Below are 24,509 nucleotides of genomic sequence, written 5' to 3' on the forward strand. Positions count from 1 at the left end.
CGACTGCGTTTCATTCGTCCGTATCCTTCTCGATCGGACTCTACTTTTAAATGGTTACATTTTCGGGGGGCACGTCAGGGCCAACTGAAAATAGAGAGGGTTCCATGGTTGCATCTGTACATCTCATTAACAATGACAGTGGAGATGAAATTCTGCTGAAGCCCAATAGCGACGGCATTATTGAAATTACGTCAGACTACAATGGTTGGACTATCGACGGGGCGACTGCAAATGGTGGCGCTACGACTGGGGTAAGTGTTGTTGTTGACGCCGGGGTGTCTGTAGATGCTGATGGATGGCGCATCGGTACTTCTACCTCATCGTCAACAGTGACAGTTAATGGTTCTCTAACGCTTCGTAACTCTGACATCATTGCTGACGGCTCTAAAACAATTGTTGGTGATGGTGGAACTCTGATTCTGGGTGGTTATGCAACTACCACTTCCGGTTTGATCGAATTTTCTGGCTCAGCTAACACACCTGCAGGTGGTGGTGGAACAATTGAAATTGCTGCAGGCACTACCCCAAGTATTATTGGATTTATTACAAACATAACGGAAAATGATACCATAATTATTGATGGTATGACTGCTGATGGCTACACTTATGTCGATGGTGTTTACACTTTGACAAGTAACGGCACAGCAATTAACGGTACGTCTTCTTTTCAGCTTCCCGCTGCGAACGAAGGTACAACGTTTACTGTTACAACAGTTGGCGGAAAAACCTATTTGAATGCTGATGTCGTGGTTTGCTTCCTTGCTGGCAGCATGATCCGCACGGCTGATGGTGAAGTGGCGGTTGAAGATCTCCAGATTGGTGATCAGGTTGTCACATTTGACTCGGAAACGGGCGTAGAGAGTGTTCGTCCGGTCGTGTGGGCCGGTAAAGCATCTGCAACGGCTCATGTTGGTCTGCCGGATGATCAGGCTGGTTATCCTGTTCGCATTCTTAAAGACGCTGTTGCTGAAGGTGTGCCTTATAAAGACCTTCTGGTTACGTCAGAGCATTGCATGTTCTTCGATGGTAAGTTTGTGCCGGTGCGTATGCTGGTAAACGGCTCTTCCATCTTCTACGATAAATCTATCGTTGCTTATGATTATTATCATATTGAAACGGCAGAACATGCGGTCATTTCAGCTAATGGCATGCTGACGGAAAGCTACCTGGATACGGGGAACCGTCGTTCCTTCCGTCAGGAAGGCAAGGTTGCAAGCATTGGTGGCCGTGCAAAGACATGGGCAGCGGATGCCGGTGCAGCACTGTGTGTTGACCGCGCATTTGTAGAGCCGCTGTTCCGCAAGCTGGAAGCCCGCAAGAGCAGCGTTGCAGAAGGTCTGCGTCATGCTGACGTTGTGGAACTGACCAACGATGCCGATCTGCATCTGGTTACGGAGACAGGCGCGGTTGTTCGCCCGGTTCGTCATGAAGGTCAGCGTTATAGCTTCATGCTGCCGGCGAATGTGTCTTCTGTGCGCATCGTGTCCCGCGCCAGCCGCCCGGCTGATGTGATTGGCCCGTTTGTGGATGATCGTCGTCAGATGGGTGTTGCTGTCGGTGACATCACGTTTGTAACGGCTGCTCGTCAGGAAAACATTGTGGTGCATCTGGCGGAAACCAAGCCGGAAGGCTGGCATGCTGATGCAAGCCAGGCTGAAGCAGCATGGACTGCAGGCAATGCTGTTCTGCCGCTGTCTGGCCTCACAGACGGTAACATGGGTCTGCTCAGCCTCAACGTTGTCGCCGCTGGCCCGTATGTTGTTGAAGCGCAGAAGGAAGATGTTCAGGTTCTCAGCGCCTGATATTTTCTTAAGTCTGTAGCCTGAAGGCAGGTCCTGTTCCGAAAGAAGCAGGGCCTGTTTTCGTAAGAGCCGAAATTTTCTGAATATGTTTGCGTCCTTCAGCGTATGAGCTTCGGTAGCTTTAAAATTGCATGGATTAAGAGAGCTGCCTCGGAAAATTGGTGGTCGTCTTATTTGCAATTATAGGCGAAAAGCCAGACGTGTCGCTGTTATAGGAAGCTGAGAATGAAGCATATTGCCGTTATTGGTGCGGGGGCCTGGGGAACGGCGCTGGCTCTCCATGCCAGCCGGACCGGGGCTGCGGTGTCTCTTTGGGCGCGAGACCCGGCTTCTCGCTTCATGAACGGGGCAATGCCGCGCCTGAGTGCTTTTCCCCTGCCTTCAAGCATTACCCTGACAAATGAATTCGCGTTCCGTGCTGACGTAACGCTTGTGGCTGTGCCCATGCAGCATCTGGCGTCCATTTTGACACAGATTGAAACAGACTCGCCTCTCATTCTGTGCTGCAAAGGAGTCAAACCCGATACACTTCAGTTTCCGCTGGATAGTCTTGAGGCCATCAGGCCAGGCCATGCGGGCGCTGTGTTGTCTGGGCCGAATTTTGCGCATGAGGTGGCGGCGGGACTTCCCGCTGCGGCTGTTGTCGCGGCACGGGAGGAGGGGCAGGCGCGTTCTCTGGCGGATCTGTTGGGAACGCCAGTTTTTCGGCTGTATGACAGCACGGATGTTATCGGGGTCCAGCTTGGCGGCGCAGCCAAGAATGTGATTGCGATAGCCGCAGGTGTGACGATTGGTGCAGGGCTTGGAGAAAATGCGCGCGCAGCCCTTGTAACGCGGGGACTGGCAGAAATTAGCCGTCTTGCGCAAGCACTTGGGGGCGATGCCGCGACTGTGTCCGGCCTTTCCGGAATGGGGGATCTGCTTTTGACCTGTACCGGCACATCCTCCAGAAATTTCCGTGTTGGCCGGGCATTAGGTGAAGGTCTCGCGCCATCAGACGCGGAAGCGGCAGCCGGTGGCGTTGCAGAAGGGGTTACCACGTCGCTGGCTCTGACTGAACTGGCCCGTCGCCATCAGGTCAATGTGCCGATTATCGAGGCTGTGGCCGCCCTTGTTACAGGGCAGGCATCTTTACAGGCGTTAATGGACCAGCTTCTAATGCGGCCTGCCGGGGCTGAAATCTGAGAGCAGATCTCCTGAACTGGATAACAGGGCGGCTTTTGCGTCTATGGGAAACATACACCGCCCCGGCGCGGCGCTAAGCCCGGTTATTGTTTGATCTGGACGTCCGCTAAGGCTGTGTTCAGCAGGTAAGCCAGCCGCACACCTGCCTTCATCAACTGGAGTGAAACAACAGTGCGTGCGGCGGCATCATAGCCAGCGGGGAGTTCAACCGGTGCGCTATCCGGGTCACATCCAGCTTTTGCGGTGTTCAGCTGATAAGCATAGGTTCGTGCCAGACCAAAACTTTCCTGTGCCCAGTCAGAAGGGGTCCCACTCTGCCATGCCTGCTTGTCATCATAGATAATGTGCATGAAGAGAGAGTCGCTCAGGCTTTTGGCGTTCGGGTCCAGTTCTGAAACAAGCGCCGTATCCCAGTAGGAGTGAAGGTTGGTTGTACGTGGGCCACCCAGCGCAAGGCGGACACAGTTACCGCCTTTGTCATGATTATCGGCCGCATGCAGCGGCTGGTGCAGATCCCCTACAAAATGGACCAGATATTTCAGGGCGAGAACGCGCTCAGCAGGTGGTGTGTCCGGGGCTGCGAGTTCTTTTGCAAACTGGGGAATTTTATTGACCACACAGTCTTTTGCCGGGCCACCGCTGGCAGGGTTGGTCTGCGCCGGGAAATTGTAGCACGCCTGAGCCAGATCCGGGTGGTCAAGCTCGATATCTACAAAATGCCATTCACCCGTTTCCTTGTGCCCGGCGCTGCGCCAGGAATCGGCCCATGTTGAGCGGGAGAGAAAGTCGGGCGGGGTCAGTGTATCTTTGTCCTGCTTTAACAGCAGGTCGATTTTATGCCGGACATCGGGAGTCAGGTAATCCCACGCCAGCGCCGCCACAACCTGATGGCCTTCACGCCCCCATGCCAGCGCCTGTGTGCTTGTGGCTGTCAGACCAAGCATCAGGCAGCCTGCCGCAGCGAGATGGGTGAAAGAGTGTCTCATGGAGAAGGCCTTCAAAAATTCTGATGAGGTCTGAGGAGTATCGTTTTTTCAGAAAAATGTATCTATTCGGAAAGGTAATATTTTTTACTCCTGGGAACAGCGCAGTTCTAAAGCACGCCGCATCAGGTCCGGGATGTCCTGATATGTGACATCATGATGAAGCCTGTCATTATTGGCGCGGAGAGGGTTGCTTCTGTATAGAGCTGCCTCTTGTCTGTTCGCAAAAGAGTTTTGTGAGCATGTGAAATCGAGAGGGCATGTATGTCGGTTATCGGGCGCCGAGGACTTCTGAAGGGCGGAAGTGGACTTGTAACAGCGGGTCTCCTTTCCTCCATTAACCGTGCGCTGGCTATTCCGGCGGAACGCCGGAGCGGCACGCTGGAAGATGTTGAGCACATTGTTGTGCTGATGCAGGAAAACCGCTCCTTTGACCATTATTTTGGCCACCTGAACGGGGTGCGCGGGGTTGGGGACCGTCACCCGGTGCGCTCGCCGGATGGGACGCCGGTCTGGTCACAGTGGCGCGCAAAACCCGAGAACGGGCGCGTTCTGCCATTTCAGCTCCGGACGCATGTCACAAGCGCGCAATGTGTTCTGGACCTTGACCATAACTGGGCTCCTACGCACGCCGCGATCAACGCCGGGTGGAATGACCAGTGGCCCCGGCACAAGACCGACATGACCATGGGCTATTACACGCGTGAGGATATTCCGTATCATTACGCGCTGGCGGATGCCTTTACGGTCTGCGATCATTATTTCTGTTCCACCCCGACGCAAACTCACCCCAACCGCTTTTACCTGATGACCGGAACCGTGGACGGGGAAGGTGTTGGCGGCGGTCCTGTGCTGGACAATGTGGACTGGGTTGATCGTGCCTTTTACCCGAAGGTGCCCGGACCATTTAACTGGACCACTTATCCGGAACGGCTTGAGGCCGCCGGGGTCAGCTGGCAGGTTTATCAGCAGGGGCTTTCTCCGGCTGATGTGGAGAAAGGTAATTTCGGTACGAACGTGCTGATGAACTTCCGCAACTATGTCGATGCGCCCGAGACGTCCCCGCTTTATCAGCGCGCCATGACGAAGCGCACGCTTGATACGTTGCGGCAGGATGTGCTGGCGGATCGGCTCCCGCAAGTTTCCTGGCTCCTGCCGCCTGCGGCTTATTCCGAGCATCCGCGCTGGACCCCCGGTTATGGCGCGACCTACATTGCCCGTGTGCTGAATGCTCTGACAGCCAATCCGGACGTGTGGGCAAAAACCGTTCTGCTCGTCATGTATGATGAAAATGACGGATATTTTGACCATGTTCCGCCGCCGCAGCCGCCCACGCCTGTTTTGCCGGGGAAAAGTACCGTTGATACCCGCGGCGAGATTCATGATCGTCTCACGCCGCATGAACCGAAACGCTACACCGCAGACATGCTGCCTTACGGGCTGGGGCCGCGTGTCCCTATGCTGGCTTTGTCTCCGTGGAGCACGGGTGGGTTTGTCTGCTCGGAAGTGTTTGACCACACCTCGGTTCTCCGGTTTATCGAAGCTCGCTTTGGGGTGCGTGAAACCAATATTACGCCTTGGCGGCGTTCTGTCTGCGGGGATCTGACCAGCGCGTTCGATTTCTCACGCAAGCAGGGATTGAAGGGGAATCTCCCGGATACGGCGGATTACAGGAGCAAAACGGACCAGTCCTGCAAGCTGCCTGATCCGGCGGTTCCGGTGCAAAGCAGTCTGTCTGATATTGGCGAACAGGAAAAAGGACACAGGCCAACGCGCCCGCTGCCCTATATTCTTGCTGTTAATGAGGTGGATGGACCCGCAGGAGCCTGCACTCTTCAGTTTGAAAATCATGGCACAGCCGGGGTCTGCTTCTATGTTTATCAGGAGCAGTCAGATGAAAAGCCGCGCCGGTATACGGTCGGGGCTGGTGCGTCGTTGCAGGATCAGTGGCATGTGCCTGCGGGCGGGATGCTGCGTCTCATGGTGCTCGGGCCGAATGGGTTCGCGCGGTATTTCCATCGTAAAGGGCGTCCGGATGTCGGCGTTTCAGTGATGGATCAGACCGGGGCAGGGGCGATTGTTGTCAAACTGACAAACCATACAAACCGGCCACAAAATGTGCAGATGCAGGACAATGCGTATGGCCTGGCAAAGCGGACGGTGGTGCTGCCTGCCCGTGGCGTCCGGCAGGAGCAGATTGGTCTGGCCGGAAGCCACCACTGGTATGATGTGACGGTTTTTGCATCCGCAGAGCCAAATGTAACCAGCCGTTTTGCAGGGCATGTTGAAACAGGCAGCACGGGCGTGACGGACCCTGCAGCCGGGAAGCCCCTTCTTCACGGATGAGGCATCATGCTCCCGGTGCGCCGGGAGCATGCGGTGCCCAGCTGATTGATACGAATATGTATAAAAATTAAATAAAGGCGTATTTTTTAATGAGGAAAAATAAGGTGCGTAAAGCGGTCTGGAAAAATAAGAAATGCAAAAGAAGCTCAGGAAAAATGTAGTTTTCTGAAGTTGCCTAAATTTTTTTTATTATTCCGATTTCGATTTGTTGCAAAAAAACATCAGGCTGTTGTTTTTAGGCGGCTGTCATAAAATTTTAAAATAAATCTTATTTCGCAAATGTTAAGGGAGGGCTGCGCCTAACAATAATTTTAATGGAACAGTTCACCGCAATGCAGAAACTTTTGGCCACTTCCGCGCTGATTGGCTTTACAACCCTCCCGTTCTCAGCAGGCTTTGCTGCAGAACCTGATGCGACGAAAAAGAACGTCGGGCATGTGCGTGCGTCTGCACCGTCAAAAGTTTCCTCCAGTGAGCCATCCATGATGGGCTCCACGGCTCCGACCGATCAGGCTCCTGAAAAGGTTGAAGTCAAAGGTGCACGCCACCGTCAGGTGGGCGGGGGTCTGATGGTCAAGGAAGACGCGCCGAAATCGCGCTCGACCATCACGTCAGAATATATTGAAAAGCAGGCAACTGGCCTGAACCCGATGCAGCTTATTGAAATGCTGCCGGGGGTGAACACCACCTCGACAGACCCGATGGGCCTGTCCGGTGGTCATATGACTATGCGTGGCCTGACTGAAAGCCAGATCGGCTTTACTCTTGAAGGCTTCCCGATCAACGATATCGGGAACTATGCCGTCTATCCGCAGGAAATCGTGGACCCGGAAAACCTGCGCAGTATCAATGTTGAGCAGGGCTCTGCGGATCTGGACAGCCCGCATATCAGCGCCACCGGTGGTGCTGTCAACATGTATCTGATGAACCCGAAAGATCATCTGGGCGGGAAAATCGTTGGTTCCTACGGGAATTATAATGCACGCCGCATTTTTGGTCGTCTGGATACCGGCTATGTCGGCCATACCAACGTCAAAGGCTTTGTCTCTTTCTCCGATGCGGCTGAGCAGTCCTGGCGCGGGCCGGGCGGCCAGAACAAGATGCATGGGGAAACCAAGTGGATGAGCGCCTGGGGGAAAGGCAACGTTGTGTCTTTCTCACTGGTCGGTAACCAGTCAACCGGCGTGCTGTTCCCGTCCACGAATATGGCGGCCTGGCAGTCAAAAGGTGTTTACAACACCTATGAAAGCAAATGGGACCCTAAAAAGCCGAGTGCAAACTATTACCAGCTGCACCGCAACCCGTTTACCAACATTTATGCCAGTGCTCCGTCTACCTTTACGCTCACTGATAATCTGACCCTGACCGAAACGCCCTACTTCTGGTATGGCAATGGCAACGGCGGCGGTGCGTATAATGAAAGCCTGACCAGCCAGCAGTATGGTGAGCAGACAGTGACTGGCTCTATCGGGCCTTATAATGCTTCCAACACAAAATCTCTGCTGCTGTATAACCCGTCCAATACGCAGACCTACCGCCCCGGTGCGGTGACAAAACTGACGCTGCACACCGGCATTAACCGCCTGACCGTGGGCTACTGGTTTGAATATTCAAAGCAGCGGCAGACAGCGCCGTTCAGTCTGATTGACGGCGAAACAGGCAAGCCTGACGATCTGCTGGGCGGCGGGACCAACATGGTCTATTCCAACGGTGTGACGGCGCAGTATCGTGACACGCTGACGCAGACCCGTATCCACACCATGTTCATTGTGGATAGTCTTTCTCTGCTGAATAACCGCCTTACGATTGAGGCCGGCCTGAAATACGCTGTGGTTAATCGTGACGGGCAGAACAACCTGCCGGATACATCTACCGGGCCTTATATTAAAGGGTCCTGGCAGCAGCCGCTGCCGGCTGTGTCTATTCGTTACAAAATTAACGATGAAAACCAGCTTTTTGCGTCTTCAACCACCAACTTCCGTATTCCGATGAATACGTCACTGTATGACTCAGGGTCCTACAACACAAAATCCCACAGCTACAGCACTCAGGCTAACGCGAACATGAAGCCGGAAATCTCCATTTCTGAGGAGTTCGGCTGGCGTTATCAGGGGCCGCTGGTGATGGGTTCTGTGTCATACTTCCATTATAACTTCACCAACCGTCTGTATCAGCAGAGCGTGGTGACAGATACAGGCTATACCTATACCCGCAGCATCAACGGCGGGAACTCTCATGCTGATGGTGTGGATCTGGAAGTGGGCACACGGCCGATCCTGTATCACCTGCGCCCCTATTTCTCTGCTGAATATATTAACGCCCGCACAGACAGCAATATTGCTGCCGGTGGTGCCAGTGACTTTGTGTTCAGCAAAGGCAAGTTTGCGCCGCAGACGCCGAAATATCAGCTGGGCTTCAACCTCGATTATGATGACGGGCACCTGTTTGGTGGCTACAGCCTGAAATATGTTGCCAGGCAGTATTCAACGTTTGTGAATGACCAGCATATTCCCGGTTATCTGACGATGAACATCAATGCGGGTTATCGCTTCAAGGACTGGGGTATTATGAAGTCTCCCACCCTGCGCCTGAACCTGCGGAACATCACGGATCGTCGTTACCTTGGGTTTGTTAACGGTACGGCCGCTAACGCTCTGGCAACAACCGGGATGTATGGGTCCAAGATCAAAGGTGGCAACACAACCTATTCCGTCGCAGCACCGTTTATGGTGATGGGAACGGCCAGCGTCGATTTCTAAAAAACCGCACTGACACGCAGCCTTTTCAGCTGCGTGAAAGGTCTGGATGGGGGAGGTGCCGTGTGCGCCTCCCCCATTTTCTTTTCAGCCGTCAGTGGCTGGATTTTGCAGGCGCTTTGCCGTGATCCGGCATGGCGGACTCAGCAAAATCTTCTGAGACAAATACCAGACCGTTCAGGATCTGGTCGAGCGCTGCAACAGCTTCAGACGCCTGCTTGCCTTCGGTAAAGACCGTTGCGCGGTTCAGCGCACCCTGCGTCTGCGCCAGCGGCGCAAGCGCGACGATGAAGTCAGCATCTTCCCCCACAACCTGCATGGTCTGGGCAGCCTGATCGGTCTGACCAGCTTTCAGTTGACCATTCGCCGTGGCAACAGCTGCCTTCTTTTCCGGAGCCAGTGTTTCTGTGGCGATGAATTCTCCGCCAACCGGAATCCATGTGGTGGGTGTGGTTGCGGGCGTGTGATCGGGAGACGCCGGATGTTGCGGTGCTGGCTGAAGCTGGCTTTCCGCAGCATTAAACTTTGTTTCAGCCTTGCCGGCGGCGGTCAGACGCTTCTGAGCATCGTAAAGTGCCGGAATCGCGGCGTCGGTTTTGCCTGCTGCCAGCGTTTCACGGGCCTGAACAATGTCTGCCATGGCGCGCTGGCCGTCAGCGGACAGATGGCGGAAGGCGCGGCCCGCTTTAAACTGTTCCCATTTGGTGTGAAGGCTGCTGGCGTGCGCCATCATCGGTGTGGCGGTCAGCATGGCCAGAGCGGCCAGAGATGCCTTTGTGTTAAAACGCATGAATAAGATCCATTGCTGCAATAAAGAAGGGCGCTGTCAGAAAGGCCCTTTTCCGCACACTAATATTGGATGCGCCGTGGCTTCCGACAACTCTCTGCCGCGGGATGCTGCTCAGCGGGTTTATCCTAGCCTGATACCTCCTTCCGGGATGGCCTGCGGTTCAGAGGCTGGTCCGCATATGGTCCCGCAGTGCGTTGCAGCGTTTGGCATATTGAGACGCTTTGGAGGCGGTGACAAAATTGATGAGAAACGCGGCAACCAGTGAGAAGAAGGACAGGACAGTCAGCAACTCACCGGTGAATGAAATGTCCTCATTATAATGCAGGGCGGAATACCAGAGCAGGGTAATGCTCAGCACTGCGCCAAAAAAGCCAAACACCCCGGTTGATTTGATCAGGGAATCTTCAATGCTTTCAAAGGCAGACGTCTCCCGCCACAGATCAAAAAGCTGGCGGTCCACTTCGCCTATGGCATTTGCGTGGTCTGCCTTTTGTTCATCCGTGCGCATGTGCGGGTTTTTGCGGTGGATATCCAGTTCCTGCCGCGCCTTGGTGAAGACGCGCCGACGCTCCTTGATGGCGGGCAGGCTGATATCGACAAAACTCAGGATGGCCACGTTAAGCCCGGCTGAAAGCTGCACCACAGCCTGAAAATCACCCCAGGAGATACTCATATCCGGCCGCCTTGCTGCTCAGTCTTTGTGATGCCAGTCTCCTACTGAGAACGGCGTCTGGCACCAAGGGCTCTCGGGCATGTCAGCTATTCGGCAAAGCGGAACTGCTCAGTCGAGCTGGCCGGTGCGCTCGGCCCGGCCAATATCAATGCAGAGCAGGACAATTACGGGTAACGGCCAGAGAAAAGGGAATTGCGCATGCAGGCCCAGAGCCAGAGACGCTACGGCTGCTCCGGCCAAAAAAGCGACCCATGATAATCCCGGCAGAAAAAGTGTCGCCAGTGAAGGGCGGGGAATTTTACGACCCGGCCAGAATGACAGCAACCACGCGGCTATGGCCGCCGCGCATTTCAGCAGATTGCTGGTAATAACGACTGTCTGAATGGCGTTGCCTGAAAAACGGGCCAGAGTTTGCCCCTGAATGGCCATGAGAGCAGGCAGGATCAGACGTTCATAACGCACCTGCTGAGGTGCGCCATGCAGGCCTTCCGCAAGGCACAGCAGAAGCGCCATGATGATAAAATTATAGACTGGCGGCACAATAAGCCGGAGGCAGGATGCAAGAATGGCTGTCAGAAAAAAGACCAGAATCAGTTCCGCAATCTGCATGCCATGCTGCCAGTTTCCGGCAGCAAAGGTCGCGTCCATATGGATTGTGTTGCCTGTCATGGCGCCTGCAAACATCCCACCCAGATCAATAAAGCTGAGCGCGTTGATGTATCCCGCCAGCATTCCAAGCAGCAGAATACGGCGGGCAGATGCAAAAACAGGAGCAGGCGCCATAAGATTTAGCGGGTGCTGAACAGACGGTCCCCGGCATCGCCAAGTCCGGGGCGGATGTAGCCGTGGTCATCCAGTCCGCGATCGATTGAGCAGGTGATGATGGGCACGTCCGGATGGGCTTTTTGCAGGCAGGCAATCCCTTCCGGTGTGGAAAGCAGGCAGACAAACAGCAGGCGTTTTGCTCCCTGTTCCTTCAGGCGCGTCAGGGCTGCGGCGGCACTGTGGCCTGTGGCAAGCATGGGGTCCACCACAACGCAGCGGCGTGAGGCAATCTGTGTGGGGAGTTTGAGGTAATATTCCACGGCCTCAAGGCTGTCCGGGTCACGATACAGACCAATATGCCCAACAGGCGCGAACGGCACGAGGTCCAGCATACCATCCAGCAGACCATTTCCGGCCCTCAGGATGGAAATGAAGCAGACATCCGGGCCCGCCAGCTGCTGGCCCTGCATTGTCTCAAGAGGTGTTTCAATGTCCACCGGTTCCAGCGGAAGGTCGCGTGTGGCTTCATAGCACATCAGCAGGCTGAGTTCGCGCACCAGACGGCGGAAGCCGGCGGTAGAGGTTTCCTTGCGGCGCAGATGGGTCAGCTTGTGTTGGATGAGAGGGTGGTCAAGCACCACAGGCGGGAGGGGGGAGAGGGGTTCTGAAGTCATGGGGGAAGCATAACGATTGAAAGAAAATTACGCTATATTTTCGGGTGAAGGAAATTTTTCTTAATCGAGGTTTGCAGCGCAGCCCGGACTAGTGGCAGAAGGGCGCGGTAAGGCCCCGACGGGTCCTGTTGGCCGGGTCTGTCTGGCCTGATGTTTGTTTGAAGAGGAAGTAGCGCCAGATGGCCGTAAATTACGCGACTGTCACATGGGACCAGTTACACAGAGATGCCCGTATTCTGGCAGAAGCTCTGGTGCCTAAAATGCCCTTTAAAGGTGTGGTTGCAGTCACACGGGGCGGATTGATCCCTGCGGCTATTATTGCGCGGGAACTGAACTGCCGTCTGGTCGAAACGATTTCCGTCGTGACGTATGATGAAGAAGAGCGCGGCAAGCCTACCATCATCAAATCTCCCGATGCGGCAGGGGATGGTGAGGGGTTTCTCGTTATTGACGATCTGGTGGATTCCGGCGTTACCGCGCGTGTCGTGCGTGAACGCTTGCCCAAAGCCTATTTTGCCTGCCTGTATGCCAAGCCAGCCGGGATGAAGCTGACCAATCATTTTGTGGTGGAAGTGCCGCAGGATACCTGGGTTTTGTTCCCGTGGGATACAGCGCCGTTGTTTGTGCCTCCGCTGGCGACCAAGGCCATGGATAAAGCTGAAAACAAGGCTGACTGATTTTTTACCACAATGGGCTTGCCAGCCTGCCGAATGCCGCTTAGGTTCCGCTGCATTCGGGGCGTGGCGCAGCCTGGTAGCGCGCGTGTTTTGGGTACACGAGGCCCCCGGTTCGAGTCCGGGCGCCCCGACCACTTATATCTGGAGGCATCACTATGCCGGCACGGATTTATAAGCAGCCTAAACCCGCGGGGCAGTCAGGACTGGCTGGCACGCGTGAGTGGGTTTTTGAATATGGGCAGACAGCCCCAAGGCGTCAGGATGCGCTGATGGGCTGGACAGGAAGTCAGGACACTCAGTCCCAGCTTCGCCTGTATTTTGAGTCTTGCGATGAGGCTGTGGCTTACGCTGAGCGTGAGCACGTGGCATACGAGATTGAAGCCCCGGTGCAGCGTATTCGCAAGCCCAAAGTGTATGCCGACAATTTCCGGTCTGACCGGATCCAGAACTGGACCCATTGATTTTCCGGATATTTCCGACTATCGGAGGGTGCAGAGTACGCGCCCTTAGCTCAGTTGGATAGAGCAACAGCCTTCTAAGCTGTGGGTCGCTGGTTCGAATCCAGCAGGGCGCGCCATAGACTTTATCCTTCATTCTCAACATCAAAGGCTGGCTGATAATTCAGCACAGTTTGCAGCCTGCTTTTGCTTGCCGAAAGCCGGGCCTGAGGGTAGGCCTTGGGGAGAATGAAGATATCGTCATTCCGGCCCGGTTAAGGGCTTTGCGTAAAACCAGACCTGGTCCTGTCGGGAGTTGAGAAGTTGAAGTCATTCTGCGTTGTGGGCGCCGGGTTTAGCGGAGCAATTCTTGCCCGGCATCTGGCTGAGCGTGGCCACAAGGTGACGGTTGTGGATGAACGCCCCCATATTGGCGGCAACTGCCACACAGAGCGGGATGCGGAGACCGGTGTTATGGTCCATAAATATGGGCCGCATATTTTCCATACGGCCGATAAGAGGGCGTGGGAGTATGTGCAGCGTTTCGGCAAGTTTCAGCCTTATGTGAACCGGGTTAAAGCGATTTCAAAAGAGCGTGTCTATACGCTTCCGGTAAACCTTCTGACCATCAACCAGTTCTTTGGAACAACCATGGGGCCGAAGGACGCACGGGCTTTTATTGAAAGCAAAGCGGATCGCTCTATTCAGGCTCCTCGTTCTTTTGAAGAACAGGCGCTGAGCATGATTGGCCCGGAACTCTATCGCGCATTTTTCCACGGCTATACGCGCAAACAGTGGGGGCTTGAACCGACGGAGCTTCCGGCCTCTATTTTAAAGCGTTTGCCGCTGCGCTTTAATTATGATGATAATTATTTCAATCATCCGTATCAGGGGATGCCGGAAGACGGTTATACAAGCATTGTCCAGAATATTCTGGCTGTTGACGGGATTGATCTTCGGCTCGGTTGCTCTTTTGAAAGTCTGGAAGAGCAGTATGACCACGTTTTTTATACAGGCCCCATTGATCGGTATTTCCAGTTTCGCCTTGGGCGCCTTGGATACCGGACCCTTGATTTTGAGCGGTTTGTGGATGACGGGGACCATCAGGGCACGGCTGTTATCAACTATTGCGATGAAGCTGTGCCGTTTACCCGTATTTCCGAGCATAAGCATTTTGCACCGTGGGAGCAGGAGAAATTCTCTAAAACGGTGTGCTTCCGTGAGTATAGTCGCCTCGCCGGTGAGCAGGATATTCCATATTACCCTATTCGTCTGGTGAACGAGAAGAAAATGCTGGACAGCTATATTGCGCTGGCGCGCTCAGAAAAAGCTGTGTCTTTCCTTGGGCGGCTCGGCACTTATCGTTATCTCGATATGGATGTGACGATTACGGAAGCTCTGGCCGCATGTGATCAGATTGACGCTCTGCTTCAGAGCGAAAAAGGCACACTCCCATCATTTTTTGTCGACCCTTCGTAAGGCTCTATTCGGGTATGCCCACGCGTAGGTGAGGCGTAATTATTAAGTCTGCTCTCAGTTATTGTTTGGAAGTGTTATATGCCAGGTATGGATGTTTCTATTATTCTGAATGTGCACAGAGAGCAGGATTTATTATATCCGACCCTTCGCTCTCTCCGTGATTCTGTTGAGCATGCGCATCTTTATAATATTAAATCAGAGCTGGTTATTGTTGCAGACCATGCTGATGAAAGAACGCTCTCGCTTTTAAAGAATTACGATTATTCCGGGTTTGATTCTGTCAGGTTGGAAAATATCAAAGTTCGTTCCTTGGGGCTTGCGCGTAATTACGGCATTGGGGTTGCCGTTGGCGATTATATTGTCCCTGCAGATGCGGATGATCTGGTTTCAAGAAATTTCATCCATGCGCTTTATCAGAAGCAGCAGGAAGCGCCGAATGAGAAGATAGTTGTTTTCCCTGAATATTATCATTCTTTTGGCGATGATAATTATGTTTGCCGGTTCTACCCGCTTGATCAGGTTGGTCTTTACAGAATGCTTGGGGAGCATCCGTATGTCTCCCGCTTTATGGCAAGACGACAGGATCTGCTTGAGGTGGCGTATCGGGACTGCTCTGCCTCTGCGGTCTATGCCTATGAAGATTATGATATCAACTTACGGCTGATTGCTGCTGGTTTTAATTTGGTCGTGGCAGAGGATACGATCATTTTCTATCGTCAGAGACGCGGGAGTATCATGGCATCTTTGGGGAAAGACAGAAAGCGTATGGTGCCTAATTCCCGCTTTTTTGAGGGAGATGTGTTTTTGGATCTGGTCCAGAGCAAAAACCAGACCAGTATAATTCCTCAGAAGCATATCGATTTTAAAAAATCTTATACCAGCACACTTTATCTTCAGGAGCTGGTTCATCAGGCGAACATGATCGAGCCTGAAATCCATCCTTACAGCCTTCGGGACGCACAGTTTTTTACAAATGTCGGTATTTCTGAGAGTTTTGGTCTTGGGTACGAAAAAATCTGTACGGCGTTAAAAGGTAAGACCTATACAGATGTTTTCTTTCTGCCTTTCCTTTCCAAGGGAGGAGGCGAAAAATATGTTCTCAATTTTATCGAGACAGCGCTCAAAGACAACAATAAAACCTGCTTGCTGATCCTTGGGCAAAGGCTTTGCAGTTCTAAAGAACGATGCAAGGTGCCACAGGGGCTGGATATTATTGATCTTGATACGCTTCTAAATGGGAGTGCTGCTGCACGCATCCCTGAAATGGCTGTCAGAATTATTGAAAATTTTGCCGCTACAGCACGAATTTTTATGAAATTCTGCCCGTTTTGTGAAGATGTTATGCGTTCCTATACTGACTTTTTCCAGCAGCGGCAGCTTGTCTATTTCTATTTTTGTGCATCTTACTACATTATGAATCATACGCTCTATGAAGACGGAGCAGAGTATCGTTTTCTGAGTGATTACAGAAACCATATTGATTATGTTGTCTCGGACCATAGCCTTAATCTTGAGCAGCTAGAGTATCGTATCCCGGTTTATCAGGGGCGCACCCAGACCCTTTATACCTATAGCCAGTCTGTCGCACCTGCGTTGCGGCATCAGGAAGGAGGGCGGTGCCTGATATGGGCTTCGCGTCTGGATTCACAAAAACGCCCTGATTTATTGCATAAACTCGCTGTCGAGTTGCTGGCTGAAAATATTGACACGAAAATTTACGTTTATGGGAGTGCGGTCCTTGATCAGTTTGAACCAAACTATTTCGATGATTGCCCAAATGTTATTTATAAAGGTAGCTTTAGTGGCCTAGAGAGTATTCCGTTCACTGATAAAAGTGCGTTCCTTTATACCTCACTTTTTGATGGACTTCCGAATGTTCTACTTGAGGCTGCGCAGATGAATATTCCCATTATTACGGTGGATGTGGGAGGTGTTTCTGAACTGATTAGCGAGAATTCTGGTTTTCTGGTCCGCAACAGCGCGGATGATACGGAACTGATTGCACGGTACGTCACTAAAATTAAAGAATTTCTTAGTGCATCCGACGCGGAAATTCAGAATAAAATACAGTGTTTGCATGAACATTTTGAGCAGCAGCATGCGCGCTCAACATATGCTCTAAACGTCGCTGCGTTTTACAGGCAGCTTGAAGAACAGCTTGTGAAGGGAACCCTCTGAAATGAATGAAAACTATAAAAATGTCAGACAAGCTGTTCGTGAAGAAATCTGGCATAACGCCAAGCTGATTGAGTCCCTGAAGCATTTTATAGAGAATGACGCTGCCTTCTATCCCGGTTACGGTAACCTTGGAGATGGGCTGATAGCGCTGGGAACTCTGGACCTGTTTGAAGATCTTGGGTGGTCCCCTAAATGCATTGAGGGCCGGTCCAAAGAGACATTTTCCGGGTATAATTATATTGTGATGGGGGGCGGCGGAGGCTGGGTTAAAGGCCTTTGGGAAACCTATCTTGAGCAGACCATCACATTTTTGCAGAATGGTGGGCAGCTTCTTATTCTTCCCACCAGCTTTTTTGGCTTTGGTTCAGAATTTGTCCCCTATGCGGATCAGGTGACGATTTTCTGCAGAGAGCAGCAAAGCTATGAAGAGCTTCTCCGGCAGGGGATGCCGGAAGATCGGATTTTTGTCTGTTCCGACATGGCTTTTTATACAAAAGAGAAGCATTTTTCCGATCTGGAAATTGAAGGCGAGTATCCGGTTCTCCAGATTTTCAGGCTGGATGAAGAAGGCGGCCGGAAAACGCCTCCCAGAACATCCGTTGATCTGCCGCTCCTGTTTAATGATGTTCAGTGGACAAGCATTGAGCAGTGCGTAAAGCCCCTGCGTGCGGTGGCTGGTCTGATCAGCCAGTTTGAATGTGTCGAGACAGATCGCCTGCATATGGCGGTGCTTGCGGCCCTTTTGGGGCGAACAGTTCGTCTTGAGCCCTCAAGTTACTTCAAGATCAAAGCGATTTTTGAGTACACGCTACATCGGTTCCCCACGGTTTCTTTTGAAGAGCGTGGCTCGGATTATACACTTGCAGAGCAGGGGAGTCGGGCGGAAGCAAGACTGCTCCGGGATACTGTGAAGCGCCTTAATCTTGACCGGCAGGCGGAGTGGGAGCAGCGCGCTTCCGTGCTGAGGCAGAATGATGCACTTTTGCTGCGTCTGGAAAAATTGCAGAAAAAATTAAGCGAGACGTCTGCCGAAAAAGATCTGGAAATAAAGAAGTGGGAAGATCTTGTTGACCGGGAGCGGAAGAGGCGGCGAGACCTGACCGATCATGTCACGCATCTTGAGCGTGACGAAGCCTGCAAGCGGCGTGAGTTTGATGAAGTCCGGCAGGAGCTTGAACGGATTAAATCTTCACGGCTGCATCGCCTGAATGAGCGATATTACAGCATTTTCCGTTTGCCGGTCTTTGGTTTTGTGTTGCGGATAGTCAGGAAAATCATCGTAAAATAAAGTCGGTTAAGCACGAAGGGTCTTTAATCAAAGGCCTTGTTTGAGCTGGTCAGTTCATCTGATCAGCCCGGCTTCTCAGAAAGTTGTAAGCCCCGATGGCTTTATAACGGCCATCGGGGCGGAAAATCTTATTTTCTCAAGCGGGACATGAGTTGTCCGGCTCCCAGTTTACGCAAGCCGATGCGAAGATCGCGAATAGCTCCGGGCTGGTTCACCCGATCATAATATTTGTGGGCTAGCTGGACCAGTCTGCCTTCTGCGTGGTCCGGTGCTGCCGTCTGTGCAGGCTCAGGGTGAGTGTTACGCTCAGGCGGGAAGGTCGGGTTGTGATACTGGGTGTTGGGGCCGTTGGCATTCAGGAACTTGATAATCTCACCATAGGTTCCTGAAAGTTTATCCTGATGTTTATCAATGATGTAATTATAATTGATATTAAACATCCTGAATTTATCGCGGAAGATGGATTCCTCGCGAATACGGTATTTGAACAGCGGGTGCGGGATCATCACGCCGCGGACACCGTTAAGCACCATTGAAATGGTTGCCTCCCAGTCATCCAGAAACATGCCAAGCTCCGGATCATGCTGCCCATGTGCGAGGTAGGTGTCCCGCCGCACCACCAGCCCCTGACAGTTTGTGGTGTTCATGATCATCTGGAGCGGGATTTCGGGGTTGAAAGTCGGCCAGAGCCGCAGGCGGCCAGTCTGATTGAAGTCCTCGTTCCATGCGCCAACAAACCCAACATTGCTGTAACGGTTCAGGATTTTGAGCGCGGCTTCATAATAAGAGGCGCAGACAAGATCATCCGCATCCAGAAGTGCGATATACTCTGTTGTTGCGTGCTGCACGCCGATATTCCGGGTTTCGGCAACGCCTGAGTTTTTCTTGTAAAGCACCTTCAGGTCCGCGTAACGCGCTTCCAAAGTTTTGAGGGTAATGATGGACTCTTTGTCTGTTGATCCATCATCCACAACAAGAATTTTGATATTAGGCAGACTACTGAATTTGATGCTCTCAATGGCTTCAACCAGCAGAGTGCCCAGATTGTAATGCGGAATGATAACGGTGAGACTGGCGGAGGCCTGCGCTGCGGGGTGGGTGAGTTCCTTCCCGGATGTAAAGGGGAAAGTGGCACGGGCGGATTGCTGTTGGGCTGTTGCAAGCACCCGCTCTTTCTGAGTCATGACTGAGGCGTAAGAACAGGTTTTCTCAATGGTGGTCATGGCATTCTGCGAGATGGCATGACGTTCGGCATCCTTCAGAGCGTCAATTTTCAGAATGGCGTTTTGTATGGACTGGGGAGAATGTGCGTCAAACAGAAAACCGTTTTCTGTATCGCTGATAAATTCTGCCTGTCCGCCACTCAGAGAGGCCGCGACAATGCCGCCGTCAGCCATATGTTCAATGACAGAATAGGGGTAGTTTTCGCACAGGGAAGGGTGGAAAAGTGCCTTGAGTTGTTTTTTGATCAGGAGAATTTCTGAATGCTCTTTAAGGCCCGCAAATTTCAGCAGGCCTTTTTCAATCCATTGCTGATATTTCGTGCTCAGAGTTTCTTTGAAAGACTGATTGTTTTTGAAATAGTGCGTGTCAGACCCATAAACATACAGCGAGGACTGGCCGCCATTGCTCCAGTAGAGGTCAAACCCTGCCAGCGCATGATCGATGCCTTTCCAGTAGCAAACTCTGGACGCGATGGCGTAGTCAGGAATGTCGTGAATCTGGCTGCTTTCGGCGGCGTCAGTGCCGGTTTTTGAAGGGACGAAAGGTTTCTCGTAGGGGTTAGGGATAACATCAATCGGAACCTCCTTTTCAAGAAATTCCGTGAGTAGTTTCTTTTTGAGGAAGTTGCTCGGGGAGATAACCTTATCGGCAGCCATGAAACAGAACTGTTCCATATATTTTGTAAAATATGTGGGTAGTTCATAAATGTTTTTCTTGTCCCATTCGTCAATCATGCTGACGGGCGTATGGGCTGTTACCAGAACTTTCAGGTCCGTAAAGGGAGCTTCAAGGCACAGCTTTCTCTGAAGTGTGAAATAGCCCAGCCCGAACCCATCGCACACTTCCAGCCAGTCCGGCTGGAACCCGTCCGTAATGATTTTTTTGACCTGATTGGAAAATTCATAACTCATGGCCGCCCAGTGACCCATATATTTAAAGGAGTCACCGGCAGAAGGGTTGAAGCGGATCACTTTGACGCAGCCAAAATAGGTGCAGACTTCATCCTGCACGTTGAAATCGGCCGTCAGAATAACCGTTGGTTCCCGCCGTTCTATTTTTGCCGCGATATATTCCTGAACATATGTGCACAGACCCCCGCCTGTGACGTCAGGAGGGCATTCAAAAGTAAGTAAAAGTGTTTTCATGGTATCTCTGGTCTGTGTCGCAGAAAAATAAAGCCGGATATTAAGGCCTCTGATGGTTGTCAGCTATATCATTGTTTTTATTGGAGCGGACGAATTTTTCCACCATGCCGCAGGTTGCGTGAGATTTACTGTGACGGGCAGGCCGGACGCTGTGGTGTCTGACACGGGTGGCAGACGGATTTCACAAGGATGTACTGCGTAAGCTGCTGCTGTGCCGGGCTGATGGGCGGCTGAGTGCGCTATTTTGTGCCTTGACGCGCCGGGATTCCCGCAGCATTGCTCCGGGTATGCGAGTAGCTGCCATTCTTCTGGCTGCCGGAACAGGCAGCCGTTATGCCGCGACCAGCGGGTCCGCAACGCCGAAGCAGTACGTGCTGCTGGCGGGCCAGCCGGTTATCCGCCATGCTGCGGAAGCCCTTTTGCCTCATGTAAGCTGTGTTCAGCCGGTGGGTGACCCGGAGACGCTGGCGCAGGCGCTGGAAGGCGCTGCCGTTCTGCCGCCGGTGGCGGGCGGGGCGACCCGTCAGGCCAGTGTGCTGGCGGGGCTGGAAGCGCTTGCCGCTCTGCCGGAAAATGAGCGCCCGGACCTTGTTCTGGTGCATGACGGCGCTCGTCCTTACGTGCCAGCAAAGCTGGTGCAGGCTGTGATTGCTGCTCTGGCTGAACATCCCGGTGCGATCCCTGCCGTGCCGGTTGCAGATACGCTGAAGCGCGAAGAAGATGGCGTGATTGCGGGAACAGTGCCGCGTGACCATCTGTTTCGGGCACAGACCCCGCAGGGCTTCCGGTTTGGTCTGTTTTTAGACCTGCATCGCGGGGCGGGTTCCGCCACGGCAACGGATGATGCGAAACTGCTGGAAGAGGCAGGGTTCAGTGTCGCGCTGGTGCCCGGTGATGAAGATAATATCAAGCTGACTTATGAGGAGGACCTCGTGCGCCTTGAACGACTGATCGGTCCGACTCTCCTGCCGCGCGTCGGGCTTGGATATGATGTCCATGCCTTTGAAGAAGGCCGCCCGCTGATCCTGTGCGGTATCACCGTGCCGCACACCAAAGGGTTGGCTGGTCATTCCGACGCGGATGTTGGCATCCATGCGCTGTGTGACGCCATTTATGGCGCGCTGGCGGAAGGGGATATCGGCACGCATTTCCCGCCCAGCAAGAATGAATGGAAGGATGCTGATAGCGCCCGCTTTCTGGTTCATGCTGGGCAGCGGATTCGGGAACGCGGCGGCATGCTGATCAATGCCGATGTGACGCTGATCTGTGAGCGCCCGAAAATTGGCCCGCATGCGCAGGCGATGCGCCAGCGGATGGCCGATCTGCTGGAAGTAGATGTCAGCCGGATTTCCGTAAAGGCGACGACATCGGAGCGTCTGGGCTTTACCGGGCGTGAAGAAGGCATTGCCTGCACAGCCGCCGTGTCTGTTCTGATGCCCTGATGCCCTGATGCCCTGATGTTGCAGCGCGTAATGCGCCTGTGCATGAAAGTTTGACGCAAGGCCGCGCATCGGACCGATGGGCGGCCTTTTTCATGGTCTGACTCATGGACTGGGAGAAGAAACCCATGACCACCATCCTGCTGAAAAATACCCTCCGTCTCGTCACGATGAATGACCAGCGTGAAGAGCTGGAAGGCGGCTGGGTTCTGGTGCGGGGGCGGCAGGTGGTCGCAGTCGGTTCCGCACTGGACCCGCTGCCAGAGGCGGATGTGGTGGAGGATATGAGCGGGCATGTGGTGATGCCCGGAATGGTGAACACGCATCACCATATGTATCAGACGCTGACCCGTGTGATTCCCGCGGCGCAGGACAGCTCTCTGTTTGGGTGGTTACAGGCGCTGTATCCTATCTGGGCAGGGCTGACGCCGGAGATGATCCGTGTTTCCACCTGCACGGCCATGACCGAGCTTTTATGGTCCGGCTGCACGACCACCAGTGATCATCTTTACCTTTTCCCCAACGGCAGCCGGCTGGATGATCAGATTGAAGCCGCGACCCGCATGGGGATGCGCTTCCATGCAGCACGCGGTTCCATGAGTGTGGGGGAGAGCAAGGGGGGACTGCCGCCAGATAGCGTGGTGGAGGAAGAAGCCGCTATTCTTGCCGATACGCAGCGGGTGATTGAGGCGTTTCATGACCCTTCTCCGCTGGCTATGCAGCGGGTCGTGGTGGCACCGTGCTCTCCGTTTTCCGTAAGCCCGGATCTGATGCGCGAGGCTGCCGGGCTGGCCCGTGCCACAGGCACCATGCTGCATACGCATCTGGCGGAAAATACCAGTGACATAGCCTATAGCCGTGAGCGCTTTAACATGACGCCCGCGGAATATGCCGAGGATGTCGGCTGGGTTGGCGCGGATGTGTGGCACGCGCATTGCGTGAAGCTGGATGCGGCGGGGATCAGCCGCTTTGGGGTAACACGGACCGGGATGGCGCATTGCCCCTGTTCCAATATGCGGCTTGGTTCAGGTATTGCGCCGGTGCGGCGGATGGTGGCGTCCGGCATGCGGGTCGGGTTGGGGGTGGACGGGTCGGCCTCCAATGATGGCAGCCATATGCTGGGGGAAGCCCGGCAGGCCATGCTGCTTGGGCGTCTGCTGGAAACGGAAGATAATTGCCCGATGATGCAGGCGCGGGAAGTGCTGGATCTGGCGACCCGGGGCGGCGCTGCGGTGCTGGGGCGTGATGATATTGGCGTGCTGGCTCCCGGCAAGGCGGCCGATCTTGTGGCGTTTGATCTGCGAGGGATTGACCATGCGGGGGCGCAGTCAGATCCGGTGGCGGCCCTTGTCTTCTGTTCGCCCCGGCGGGTTGCGTATTCCATGGTCAATGGACGGTGGCTGATCCGGGATGGGCAGTTTGTGGATCATGATCCGGCATTGCTGGCCGAGACGCATAACGCGCTGGCGCGTCAGCTCCTGGAAAAGGCCTGAAAGCCGGGTTTTCGGGAACTTTCCATCGGCAGAACGTTACGACTATAAAAAGATTGATTCCCGAATTCGAAGTGCGTATATCTGCCTAAATCATAGGCAAAGTGGAAAAGACTGTGCAAACGCAACCGTTATTGCGGCCGATTGATCTGGGCGGCGTGCGCCTGGAGACGCCCGTTATTCTCGCCCCCATGTCCGGGGTGACAGACCTGCCTTTCCGCCGTCTGGCGCGAAAGCTGGGAGCCGGGCTTGTCGTGTCCGAAATGATTGCGTCCTGGGCGATGGTGCGGGAGAACGACACAACGCTGCGGATGGCTGAGGTTGCCGATGCCGGTGGCCCGAACGCCGTGCAGCTTGCCGGGTGTGACCCGGACGCGATGGCGGAAGCCGCGCGGATTGCTGTCGGCCGTGGCGCGGACCTGATTGATATCAATTTTGGCTGCCCGGTAAAAAAGGTGGCTGTGGGTCAGATGGCCGGGTCCGCACTGATGCGGGATGAGGTGGGCGCTGCCCGCCTGCTGGATGCCGTGGTGAAAGCTGTCCCTGTGCCGGTCACGCTGAAAATGCGGATGGGGTGGGACCATGCCCACCTGAACGCACCGGTGCTGGCCCGTATTGCGGAAGATGCAGGCATCCGCATGATTACCGTGCACGGCCGGACCCGCCAGCAGTTTTATAATGGCACGGCGGACTGGGCTTTTGTGCGGAAGGTGAAAGACGCCGTGGGTCTGCCTGTTATTGTGAATGGGGACATTCTGACCATTGAGGATGCCCGCACCGCGCTGGCGCAATCCGGTGCGGATGGCGTGATGATCGGGCGTGGATGCTATGGCCGCCCGTGGTTTCTGGCGCAGGTTGCGCATGCTCTTCTGACAGGGGAGGAGGTGCCGGACCCCACGCTGGAGGCGGAAAAAGCCATTGTGCTGGAGCATTATAAAATGATGCTGGAGCATTTTGGGGAACGCCCCGGCCTGCGTCTGGCCCGTAAGCATGTGTCCTGGTATTCCGCCGGGCTGCCGAGTTCTGCCGGGTTCCGCGCGGCGGTGAACCGCGTGGATAACGCTCCGGACGCCATAGCGATGATTTCGGACTTTTACGATCAGCAGATTGCTGAGGGTGCTGTGCGGGAGCCGCGGGCCTCCCGCCATGCCGATGCGCAGGCGCACGCGGCATGAAAC

18 protein-coding genes and 2 tRNA genes are annotated in these 24,509 nt (G+C 53.9%); 14 read left to right on the forward strand and 6 right to left on the reverse strand.

Annotated elements, in window-relative coordinates:
• Positions 1–104: 104 nt before the first annotated feature.
• On the forward strand, positions 105–1,802 hold the full coding sequence (locus JK199_RS08420) for a Hint domain-containing protein (RefSeq protein WP_212375211.1): 1,698 nt from the start codon (positions 105–107) through the stop codon (positions 1,800–1,802).
• Between the two features lie 225 nt (positions 1,803–2,027).
• Complete coding sequence (locus JK199_RS08425; protein ID WP_212375213.1) at positions 2,028–2,987, forward strand: NAD(P)H-dependent glycerol-3-phosphate dehydrogenase; 960 nt, start codon at positions 2,028–2,030, stop codon at positions 2,985–2,987.
• A gap of 83 nt (positions 2,988–3,070) precedes the next feature.
• Here the strand turns inward: JK199_RS08425 and JK199_RS08430 are convergent, their stop codons facing one another.
• On the reverse strand, positions 3,071–3,973 hold the full coding sequence (locus tag JK199_RS08430; protein WP_212375215.1) for a S1/P1 nuclease: 903 nt from the start codon (positions 3,971–3,973) through the stop codon (positions 3,071–3,073).
• A 261-nt stretch (positions 3,974–4,234) separates the two neighbouring features.
• Here JK199_RS08430 and JK199_RS08435 point away from each other — a divergent pair, with 261 nt between their 5' ends.
• Positions 4,235–6,316: a phosphocholine-specific phospholipase C gene (locus JK199_RS08435; protein WP_212375218.1), complete on the forward strand. Its 2,082-nt coding sequence runs from the start codon at positions 4,235–4,237 to the stop codon at positions 6,314–6,316.
• A gap of 482 nt (positions 6,317–6,798) precedes the next feature.
• Positions 6,799–9,075 carry a TonB-dependent receptor gene (locus JK199_RS08440; protein WP_244985026.1) on the forward strand — a complete coding sequence of 759 codons (2,277 nt, stop codon included), beginning with the start codon at positions 6,799–6,801 and terminating at the stop codon, positions 9,073–9,075.
• 91 nt (positions 9,076–9,166) lie between these two features.
• Here JK199_RS08440 and JK199_RS08445 read toward each other — a convergent pair whose 3' ends face one another.
• From JK199_RS08445 to upp, 4 genes are all read right to left on the reverse strand, one after another.
• The gene (locus JK199_RS08445) at positions 9,167–9,862 is read right to left on the reverse strand and encodes a YfdX family protein (protein ID WP_212375220.1); all 696 of its coding nucleotides are present in this window, start codon (positions 9,860–9,862) and stop codon (positions 9,167–9,169) included.
• Between the two features lie 160 nt (positions 9,863–10,022).
• Complete coding sequence (locus JK199_RS08450) at positions 10,023–10,535, reverse strand: hypothetical protein (RefSeq protein WP_077931376.1); 513 nt, start codon at positions 10,533–10,535, stop codon at positions 10,023–10,025.
• Between the two features lie 108 nt (positions 10,536–10,643).
• Positions 10,644–11,318, reverse strand: coding sequence for a YoaK family protein (locus JK199_RS08455; RefSeq protein ID WP_212375222.1), 675 nt, complete (start codon positions 11,316–11,318; stop codon positions 10,644–10,646).
• 5 nt (positions 11,319–11,323) lie between these two features.
• Positions 11,324–11,974: a uracil phosphoribosyltransferase gene (gene upp, locus JK199_RS08460; protein WP_212375224.1), complete on the reverse strand. Its 651-nt coding sequence runs from the start codon at positions 11,972–11,974 to the stop codon at positions 11,324–11,326.
• Between the two features lie 179 nt (positions 11,975–12,153).
• Between upp and gpt the strand changes: the two genes are divergently transcribed.
• From gpt to JK199_RS08495, 7 genes are all read left to right on the forward strand, one after another.
• On the forward strand, positions 12,154–12,651 hold the full coding sequence (gene gpt / locus JK199_RS08465) for a xanthine phosphoribosyltransferase (protein WP_025826780.1): 498 nt from the start codon (positions 12,154–12,156) through the stop codon (positions 12,649–12,651).
• A gap of 57 nt (positions 12,652–12,708) precedes the next feature.
• Positions 12,709–12,785, forward strand: a tRNA-Pro gene (locus JK199_RS08470).
• 21 nt (positions 12,786–12,806) lie between these two features.
• A complete protein-coding gene (locus tag JK199_RS08475) occupies positions 12,807–13,112 on the forward strand; it encodes an ETC complex I subunit (protein ID WP_212375226.1) in 306 nt (101 codons plus the stop codon).
• 39 nt (positions 13,113–13,151) lie between these two features.
• A tRNA-Arg gene (locus tag JK199_RS08480) sits at positions 13,152–13,228 on the forward strand.
• 184 nt (positions 13,229–13,412) lie between these two features.
• Positions 13,413–14,567 (forward strand): UDP-galactopyranose mutase, encoded by a 1,155-nt coding sequence (gene glf / locus JK199_RS08485; RefSeq protein WP_212375228.1) that lies wholly within the window; start codon positions 13,413–13,415, stop codon positions 14,565–14,567.
• Positions 14,568–14,645: 78 nt separating this feature from the next.
• Positions 14,646–16,745, forward strand: coding sequence for a glycosyltransferase (locus JK199_RS08490; RefSeq protein ID WP_212375230.1), 2,100 nt, complete (start codon positions 14,646–14,648; stop codon positions 16,743–16,745).
• Between the two features lies 1 nt (position 16,746).
• Positions 16,747–18,033 carry a polysaccharide pyruvyl transferase family protein gene (locus JK199_RS08495; RefSeq protein WP_212375232.1) on the forward strand — a complete coding sequence of 429 codons (1,287 nt, stop codon included), beginning with the start codon at positions 16,747–16,749 and terminating at the stop codon, positions 18,031–18,033.
• 128 nt (positions 18,034–18,161) lie between these two features.
• On the opposite strand, the gene JK199_RS08500 is transcribed toward JK199_RS08495, so the two are convergent.
• Positions 18,162–20,402 carry a glycosyltransferase gene (locus tag JK199_RS08500; RefSeq protein WP_212375234.1) on the reverse strand — a complete coding sequence of 747 codons (2,241 nt, stop codon included), beginning with the start codon at positions 20,400–20,402 and terminating at the stop codon, positions 18,162–18,164.
• Between the two features lie 287 nt (positions 20,403–20,689).
• Here JK199_RS08500 and ispF point away from each other — a divergent pair, with 287 nt between their 5' ends.
• The 3 genes from ispF (at position 20,690) to dusB (ending at position 24,506) form a co-directional block, all read left to right on the forward strand.
• A complete protein-coding gene (gene ispF / locus JK199_RS08505) occupies positions 20,690–21,844 on the forward strand; it encodes a 2-C-methyl-D-erythritol 2,4-cyclodiphosphate synthase (protein ID WP_212375402.1) in 1,155 nt (384 codons plus the stop codon).
• Positions 21,845–21,969: 125 nt separating this feature from the next.
• Entirely contained in the window at positions 21,970–23,334 is a 1,365-nt protein-coding gene (locus JK199_RS08510) for an 8-oxoguanine deaminase (protein WP_212375236.1), read from the forward strand.
• Positions 23,335–23,447: 113 nt separating this feature from the next.
• A complete protein-coding gene (gene dusB, locus JK199_RS08515) occupies positions 23,448–24,506 on the forward strand; it encodes a tRNA dihydrouridine synthase DusB (RefSeq protein WP_212375238.1) in 1,059 nt (352 codons plus the stop codon).
• The last annotated feature ends 3 nt before the right edge of the window (positions 24,507–24,509 follow it).

The organism is Acetobacter persici, from assembly GCF_018256955.1.
Classification (GTDB): Bacteria; Pseudomonadota; Alphaproteobacteria; order Acetobacterales; family Acetobacteraceae; genus Acetobacter; species Acetobacter persici.